Annotated in this window: 13 protein-coding genes; 2 read left to right on the top strand and 11 right to left on the bottom strand. The window is 59.5% G+C overall.

The features are described from left to right. The coding region (locus G455_RS0121755; RefSeq protein WP_028095559.1) for an IS5/IS1182 family transposase at nucleotides 1-289 on the top strand (289 nt) is incomplete at its 5' end. Between the two features lie 173 nt (nucleotides 290-462). On the opposite strand, the gene G455_RS0121750 is transcribed toward G455_RS0121755, so the two are convergent. The 6 genes from G455_RS0121750 to G455_RS0121725 all read right to left on the bottom strand — a co-directional run bounded on the left by G455_RS0121750 (nucleotide 463) and on the right by G455_RS0121725 (nucleotide 3,660). Further along, nucleotides 463-726 carry a hypothetical protein gene (locus G455_RS0121750; RefSeq protein WP_154664461.1) on the bottom strand — a complete coding sequence of 88 codons (264 nt, stop codon included), beginning with the start codon at nucleotides 724-726 and terminating at the stop codon, nucleotides 463-465. 231 nt (nucleotides 727-957) lie between these two features. Further along, nucleotides 958-1,266: a hypothetical protein gene (locus tag G455_RS0121745; protein WP_028095557.1), complete on the bottom strand. Its 309-nt coding sequence runs from the start codon at nucleotides 1,264-1,266 to the stop codon at nucleotides 958-960. Between the two features lie 4 nt (nucleotides 1,267-1,270). Continuing rightward, entirely contained in the window at nucleotides 1,271-2,278 is a 1,008-nt protein-coding gene (locus G455_RS0121740) for a hypothetical protein (RefSeq protein WP_028095556.1), read from the bottom strand. 11 nt (nucleotides 2,279-2,289) lie between these two features. After that, nucleotides 2,290-3,189 carry a relaxase/mobilization nuclease domain-containing protein gene (locus G455_RS0121735; RefSeq protein ID WP_028095555.1) on the bottom strand — a complete coding sequence of 300 codons (900 nt, stop codon included), beginning with the start codon at nucleotides 3,187-3,189 and terminating at the stop codon, nucleotides 2,290-2,292. After that, complete coding sequence (locus G455_RS26570) at nucleotides 3,186-3,347, bottom strand: hypothetical protein (RefSeq protein WP_154664460.1); 162 nt, start codon at nucleotides 3,345-3,347, stop codon at nucleotides 3,186-3,188. The genes G455_RS0121735 and G455_RS26570 overlap by 4 nt, the downstream gene beginning before the upstream one ends. A 1-nt stretch (nucleotide 3,348) precedes the next feature. Continuing rightward, nucleotides 3,349-3,660 (bottom strand): plasmid mobilization protein, encoded by a 312-nt coding sequence (locus tag G455_RS0121725; protein ID WP_028095554.1) that lies wholly within the window; start codon nucleotides 3,658-3,660, stop codon nucleotides 3,349-3,351. A 176-nt stretch (nucleotides 3,661-3,836) separates the two neighbouring features. Here G455_RS0121725 and G455_RS0121720 point away from each other — a divergent pair, with 176 nt between their 5' ends. Beyond that, nucleotides 3,837-4,337, top strand: a complete 501-nt coding sequence (locus tag G455_RS0121720; RefSeq protein WP_028095553.1) for a hypothetical protein — start codon at nucleotides 3,837-3,839, stop codon at nucleotides 4,335-4,337. Here the strand turns inward: G455_RS0121720 and G455_RS25140 are convergent. The 5 genes from G455_RS25140 to G455_RS0121695 form a co-directional block, all read right to left on the bottom strand. After that, on the bottom strand, nucleotides 4,334-4,693 hold the full coding sequence (locus tag G455_RS25140) for a DUF4870 family protein (RefSeq protein WP_051312687.1): 360 nt from the start codon (nucleotides 4,691-4,693) through the stop codon (nucleotides 4,334-4,336). The two genes, G455_RS0121720 and G455_RS25140, sit on opposite strands and share 4 nt — an antisense overlap. Nucleotides 4,694-4,754: 61 nt before the next feature. Next, nucleotides 4,755-5,402, bottom strand: coding sequence for a hypothetical protein (locus tag G455_RS0121710; RefSeq protein ID WP_154664459.1), 648 nt, complete (start codon nucleotides 5,400-5,402; stop codon nucleotides 4,755-4,757). A 345-nt stretch (nucleotides 5,403-5,747) separates the two neighbouring features. Next, nucleotides 5,748-6,023, bottom strand: a complete 276-nt coding sequence (locus G455_RS0121705) for a hypothetical protein (RefSeq protein ID WP_028095551.1) — start codon at nucleotides 6,021-6,023, stop codon at nucleotides 5,748-5,750. Then, complete coding sequence (locus G455_RS25135) at nucleotides 5,998-6,945, bottom strand: ArdC family protein (RefSeq protein ID WP_240474638.1); 948 nt, start codon at nucleotides 6,943-6,945, stop codon at nucleotides 5,998-6,000. The genes G455_RS0121705 and G455_RS25135 overlap by 26 nt, the downstream gene beginning before the upstream one ends. Next, a partial coding sequence (locus tag G455_RS0121695) for an IS5/IS1182 family transposase (RefSeq protein ID WP_028095550.1) occupies nucleotides 6,942-7,272 on the bottom strand: 331 nt, incomplete at its 5' end. The genes G455_RS0121695 and G455_RS25135, both read right to left, overlap by 4 nt.

Here is a 7,272-nt window from a genome sequence, read left to right as displayed (position 1 = left end):
AGGCTATGATGCCGATTGGTTCCGCGAAGCCTTGCAGGACAAGGGGATCAGGGCCTGTATTCCTGGCCGCAAGGCGCGCAGGAGCCCCATCAAATACGACAAGCGTCGCTACAAACGCCGCAACCGCCCCTCTCGTGACATTGCTCCGCAATGCACTGCCGGGCAGCGATACGAGATCATGTTCGGCAGGCTCAAGGACTGGCGACGCGTGGCGACCCGCTACGACAGATGCCCGAAGGTCTTCCTCTCCGCCGTCGCTCTCGCCGCAACTGTGATGTTCTGGTTATGAGTCCTGAGCCTAGCGTTCTGCAGGACGTGACGACTGTTCCCCGCATGTCCGGGGATGAACCAACAGTATTGGTATGGGTGAACCCATGGCAGTCTGTTTTCCTCGCGTATGCGGGGAGTAGTTCTGCTGAAAGCGGATCGGGAGACCGGGGCAATGCCCCGGTTTTTCTCGTTTTACAGGCCCGGTTCCATGTCATCGAATGGGCTTTGAACCTCGGGCCTTTCGTCCTCCGCCTCCCTGCGCCGCGCCGTTCGCGCGGCTCCGGTAGCCTCGGGGATGTTCCGCATCCAGCCGCTTCCTTCGTCGTCATCGAGATACGTGAGTGCCGCATCCTCGGGCGGCGCGGGAAACTCGTCTGCCAGCCGCCGGATAAGCTGTCGGGCAGCCTCGCCCAAGGCATTGCCCTGGGCGAGGTGTCCGGTCTCGTCGTCGGTCATCGTCGCGCCGAAGGCGTCACACCACCGGAGCCAAACCGCCGCCCTTCGACAGGCTGTCGCGTCGAGTGGATCGCGGGCAACCGTGGCTGAATCGAGAAACTGACGAATAGCGTCTGTGTTTCGCATGATGATACCCCGTCAGATCAGATCAAGAATAAGCAGAACAGCAACGCCCCCCGCGCCGATGGCAGCGCCGGTGAGGCTGGACAGGAACGCGGTGATCCGGGTTTCTCATGCGATAGCCTCGGCCCGTGCCAGAGGCTCCGAGAGGGCCTGTGCGATGTGCTGGCGGGCCTTGTCGATATCGCTCCCGATATGAACCGTGACGCCCTCAGCCTCGCGTTTCGCAAGGGCGCGTGAGGTGCGGTTATATCCTGTAGACACGTCGGTGAGGGCTTCCCGCGCGGCGGTCAATTCATCTGTGACGCGCCGCTGTTCTTCGATCAGATCGCCCGCGTAGACGATGAACCGCCGGATATCATCGGCAGGCGGCAAATCCGCATCGTTCTCCGGCGCGTCGGCTTTCTTGATCCGTGCCATCACGTCACTCCGTGGGAAATCGTGGCGCTGTCGCTCTCAGATCGCCACTGAAATTCGTGAGGGTCTGCGACCAGTCGGCATTTTCCGGCGATGTCAGGTGCGCTCGCCAGCGCGTAGAACATCCATAGGAGATTGCGCCGGGGCCCGTGACCTGACGCCCGGTGCTGTGTCCCCACGCTGCGGGGATAAGATCACCGACATGGATCGTTTCAGAGGGGTTTCCATCGGTTGCGGGCATGTAGCCGCCGCCGAAAGTCGTCTCCTCCTCGCCGATGATATCTCTGAGATGACAGTCACCTTCCGCCACTTGTACGGAAAGGTTGTAAACGGTCATCACGCTGGCCTCTTCCAGATAGAAGCGGAAATCTGCGGGTGCGACAGGCGTTATCGTTCGATATCCATCTGTCGCACAACCACGTGTCCCGTCTGCGGCAAGGGTGGGCGTGTCGCAGGTGTAGTAAAAAAGGTTCGGGTCGGCCTCGCTGGTGGCGAAGGCGGTCAGTCGGGCATAGACGAACGGCAGGGCGGCAGGCTCCGTGTCCGAGAGTGTCGCGAACAGTGCATCGACGTATGATTTCGTCACTGCGTCCTGCGGCTGGATCGGGTCCGCAATGTCGGCAACCCTGCGCCCGCGCCCTTGGTTTCCGACGCTGAGGACTGTTCCCAAGTCCATCGACAGCGCCCCGATCTGGTCGGACAGATCAGCGTGAATCTGATCGACATAATCTTTGTTGGCTGCCTCGTCGCCGCGCGTTGGGAGAGACAATCCGCGCACGGGATGGCCCTGCATTTGCAGCGTTTCCGTCGCGGTGTGCCGCCCCAGTCCATCGCCTGCCGGTCGGAGGGCGTTTGGGTTGTAACCGGGCGCGTTCACATCACCGACGTCGGTTTCGCTCTGCGGCAGCCCGGCCCGCTCCCGCGTGTGGGACAGGTCGCGGTTGTGAGAAAACCCGTCCTGTGCGGCGATTGGTGAGGCCAGCGAAATGAGGGCGAGTGTCATGATGTTGCGCATGGCTGTTTCTCCTAGAGCCGAGGTGCATGAGAACGCCGTGGGCGTCGTTGCCGTCGTTGCGAAAAGTTGGGAGCAAGGAATGGCGCGAGTGCTGCTCTTGCGGCGATACGGGCGGATTTGCCGAGTTCCCGACGTGCCGCGCGCGCGACCCGCATCCGCGCCTTCTTGATAGCCTCGGGGTCGCGGCCCAGTCTTGCGCGGAGCTGCGTTAGCGTAGCTGCACGGTCGATGCGGCCTGCGCCGACTTTCTGACCGTCTGGCCCGGTCAAAAGCGCCCCGCTGCCTCTCCCTTTTTGCACGATCTCAAACGTCCAACCCGTGGCTCGGATTTGCGTATGCAAATCGTGCCAGCTTGTGGCCGTCAGGAGCGCCTGCCGGACACGTTCCGGCACGTCCGGCTGGTAGGGTTCCCGGCTGCGCCGATGGCCGCGCATCCGCTCTCCCGTTTCCGGGGCGGGGGCGTTCCGACCTTCGACGGCGGTCCATCCGCGCTCCGTCTCGATCCTGCGCAACGCGCCTTCAATCCGGGAATAGCTGTTGCTGTCGGAAACAGTTTTGCCGTCCGGTCCGACTCTGTTTACCGCGATGTGAAAATGGGGGTGGTCTTTGTCATCGTGAGCGATGACCACGGCCTGATTTTCGGACAACCCGAGAGAGGAGAGGACGCGCCGCGCATCCGCCCGCATCTGCTGCGGGGTGGGATGTTCTCCCTCGGCATAGCTGACAGAGATATGCATGACAGGCTGCGTTGTCCGGGTGCTCTGCGCCGCCGCAACGGTCATTTCAGATACCGCCGCCTCGGGGCTGTCTGACGCAAGATTGTGGAGCGCCAGAAGCCGCCCCCGATCGTCCTTTGTCAGGTATCTAATGAGCCTGCCGAAATTTTCCCCTTTCCGGGTTTTTGCGATCATTGCGGATTGACCTCGGCAGAGGCTTTCCGGGCCGCACGGCGGCGGCGCGGCGTGTCCGCGACGTAGATCAGACCCCGGACGAGTCCGCCGATCATCAGCATCATGATGCCGGTGAAAACAAGAGTGATGGTCCGTGCCATTGCGGTTTCGGTTGTCATTTCAATCTCCTGTTAGGTCTGTTGCAATTTCAAGAATGCGCTCTCGCGCGGCTGTCACCCGCCCGACCTCAGCCGCCGAAAAGGTCTTCGATGAGTTGCCAACACGGGCAATTTGATTGAGCAACGCACCGATGCGATTCAGCGCCGCTACTGCTTCGACGGTCACGCCCGAGGCTCGGGGTTTCGGTGGCCTCTGCGTCAGGATGAATGATCGGACATAGCTGCTCATGGGCAAGCTGACTGATCCGGCCATATCCGATATCCGGTTCCACTCGTCATCATCGAGACGGATTGCCAAAATGTTCTCGCGCATTTTCTCCCTCCTCGGACCTGTCCGGAAATCGAAGCCGCAGGCGACTATCGAAGCCACAGGCGACCGGCGCAGCCGTTTTGTTAAACTTCTGTTTATACAAAACATTGCTTGCTGTTCTTACTCTGTTCACTTTATGTTAAAAGCATTAACATCGCAAGAGAAACTGGGATAGACCAATGGGCATGAAACGCTACTGGCTGTGTGCCGGAATGAGTGTGGCGGCTTTTTTCTACACAGGGCTGCGTGTCTATGTCCGTGAGTTTCCGGAAAGCGATCCGGGCGATGTGATGGTGCGTGGTCGGGTGATCGGTATCAGTACCGAGGATGCACAGGACGTAGCGACGGCATATGCTGCGACACGGCGAGGTTGCGCCCTGATCGCATACCACAGGCTCCCGGAATCCCGGAAAGAAGCTGTCCGGGCCGAGGCGGCGGCGTACCGTGAACAGTCAGCCAAGGCGAAATTTTTCGCCCTGGCTGACTGGGAAATCATCGTAGCACTTGCACTGTCGGATCATCCCGGAAGATCGCCGGAGTTGATCGGGCTGGGAAAGTCTGCGCTGGTGCAGGGCGGTCTTATTTCTTCTGCATCCGCATTCTTGTTGATCCTGCCATTTCACATGGTGTTAGCGGCGCACGGGACCATCGTCGGGCGCGATAGGAAATCTCGGGACTAGGTAGCCACGAGATTCAGGGTCTTGGTGCCGGTCACAGGTGCTCCCTTATTGAGCAGCATGAAACCGGAAATATAGCGCGTCAGGGCGTAGATGAAGGCAAACAGCAAGATGAGGTATCCGACGATGAAGAACGCACCAACAATCCCCACGATGACCATCAGGAATGTCCACCAGAACGTGCGAATTTGGAACTTGAGGTGTGTCTTGACCAATTCGTCAGACTTGTCTGACAGGTACGCGACGATCAAAGCGACGATTGTGGATATGGGCAGGATGAACCCTACAAAGTTCATAATGTAGACGAGTTTTGCGGTGCCTAGATCGCGCGCGCCCACATGGATTGATTGGTCCGACATTCTTACTCCTTGTTTAACGTCAGTAGTCTCTTGAAATCCGAAACATCTACGGCTCGGGCGGTCAGCGTTCGCAACTCAGGGACAACCCTGAAAAGTTGAGTAGGAAGTGATCGCCACTCAACTCGTAGATGCCGCCCATCTGCCCATCGCGGAGAACAACGTTGAAGGCGGTCCCGTTGCGGCCAATCGGGCTAACCTTCTCGTATGAAATCCGCGTTCCCATAAACGCAATGTTCACGTCGTTCTCAGTCAGCGACAGGTCGGTGAGCGCCTCTCCGGTCGCGCTGTCGGCGCATGTCCATTCCCCTTGGAAGGGATAGCGTAAGGCGGAATTCTGTTCGCGTGGCTCTTCGGGTGCAGGAGGAGCGTCTTGAGCAATCTGCTGCTCTTGCGGTGCCGGGGTCTCCGGCGCAGCCTCGGCGGTTTTCTTGCAATCGAATGTGTCGCCACTGGCAGGGGAGTGCCACTGCATAGAACTGCTGGTGATGTCGAAAAACGCGATGCGATATCCGTCGGTGAACATGACGCCCCGCGCGGTGTCGGAAATCTCGACCACCTCAGATATCGTGAGTGTCGGCTGCTGTCCGAAGCTGTAGGTTTCCGAGGTCAGTTTGACTTCGCTGCCATCGCAGTCCCATGTGCCTTCAAATGGGTAGTTTCCGGCGTTCGCGGCGGTGGCCATGATCAGCGTCAAGGCTCCGGCGATCATCACAGAGGGTATCGTATGCGACATGGGAAGGGGCTGCCTCCGGTAGGACTGAACAATGATCGAACACATACTAAAGTATCGATTCGATAAATTTACTTTACTAAAGTATATGTCCAACGCCCGAGGGGCTAGAAGGTAAGCCTTTCCTTACCTCCCCTTTTCCTATCCCCTCTCAATGCACTGGGGGTGCAGGGGGCCAGCCCCCTGCTCGAACGGCTGTGACAGGTTCAGTGACGGGTTCTGCGTAGCAGGTTCGGTCACAGGTTCTGTCACGACGGATCGAAACTCATAGTGTTATCCATATGGATGTATAGAGAAGCCCCGCCATGGCGGAGCTTCTACTCTTTATTCCGGAGACCCCGGCACCGCTTTGAGCGTAAATTTACCTCGGGCTTGGGCGGGGTAGGCCTTTCGGTCACGGTTGTGAACGATAGCAACCGCGACAACATGCTGCCCGATGGCCTCAACGCCTTCGGTGATGCGGGCGAATTCCTCTTCGATCAGTTCATACAAATCGCGACCATTTAGCCCCGGCATGTTCTCGACGTTTTGCAAGGCGTCCGCCGCCTCGCTCGGATATTCGCTTTCGAGTTGATCAAACGTCAGGTCGTAAAGTTTCATGTGGTTCTCTCCTGTGAAGTGTGGGCCGCTCACGCGGCCTCCCGGTGCTGAACTTGGTTGGTGCTGATGTAGTCCACGGCCTTCTGTGCCGCACTGGCGGCGCTGAAAATGAACCTCTTGTCGCCCCGCAGGGCCTTAAGCCAGCCCTCGATATATGCGCCGTGACCTGCCCGAAATCAGGGGTCAGACCAAGAGAGAGGCAAGCCATGCAAGCTCCAATCTCCGCGACCAATTCCTCCCTCGCGTAGGCTTCCCGGTCGCGGCCTTTTGTCAGACGGTCAAGGCGGCTCTGGTGGCCGGTCCAGTGGATGGTTTCATGTGCAAGGGTCGCGTAGTAGCCGCCTGCACCATGGAAGGTGCCGACCGGGGGCATGTGGATCACGTCACGCCCCGGATGATAGAAGGCCTCCGGCGCTTCGGTGGTCTCGATCTGCGCGCCGGTCGCAGCAAAGAAAGCATCAAGCTCAGGGTCGCCCTCGGTCCCGAGGTCGCGGGCCTCCACGGCGGCAGGGCGGTAAAATTCCTCGGGTAGTCCGTCGATCTGATCCGCGTTGAAAACGCGGTAGCCCCGCATGTAGGGGATTCTGACCTCTTCCCCTGTGGCTTCGTCCTCTGTCTCCAGCGTGTTGTAATAGACCACGGAAGCGGATTTCTCCCCACGGCGGACCATGCCTCCCGCAGTCTTGGCCTGCTTGAATGTGAACCAGAACGGCGAGGCGAAGCCTTTCTGTCCGGCGATAAGCCAGAGCATCAGCGTGTTGATACCCCGGTACGCCTCGCCGTTGGCCCGCAGGGGGAACGCCGCCCCGGCCTTGCTCCCTGTCCACGGTTGACGCCACGGGGGCGTTCCTGCCTCCATCGCCTCGATGATCGAGTCTGTGACATGTTGTTGAATATCGAATTGTTTAGGCTCAGGACTCATAACCAGAACATCACAGTTGCGGCGAGAGCGACGGCGGAGAGGAAGACCTTCGGGCATCTGTCGTAGCGGGTCGCCACGCGTCGCCAGTCCTTGAGCCTGCCGAACATGATCTCGTATCGCTGCCCGGCAGTGCATTGCGGAGCAATGTCACGAGAGGGGCGGTTGCGGCGTTTGTAGCGACGCTTGTCGTATTTGATGGGGCTCCTGCGCGCCTTGCGGCCAGGAATACAGGCCCTGATCCCCTTGTCCTGCAAGGCTTCGCGGAACCAATCGGCGTCATAGCCTCGGTCAGCAAGTAGCCACTGCGCAGCTGGCAGGCCGCCCAGA

Source organism: Pseudodonghicola xiamenensis DSM 18339, assembly GCF_000429365.1.
GTDB classification, from domain to species: Bacteria; Pseudomonadota; Alphaproteobacteria; order Rhodobacterales; family Rhodobacteraceae; genus Pseudodonghicola; species Pseudodonghicola xiamenensis.
The sequence above is the reverse complement of the archived record's forward strand: the minus strand, read 5'-3'. Positions and strand labels throughout refer to the sequence as shown.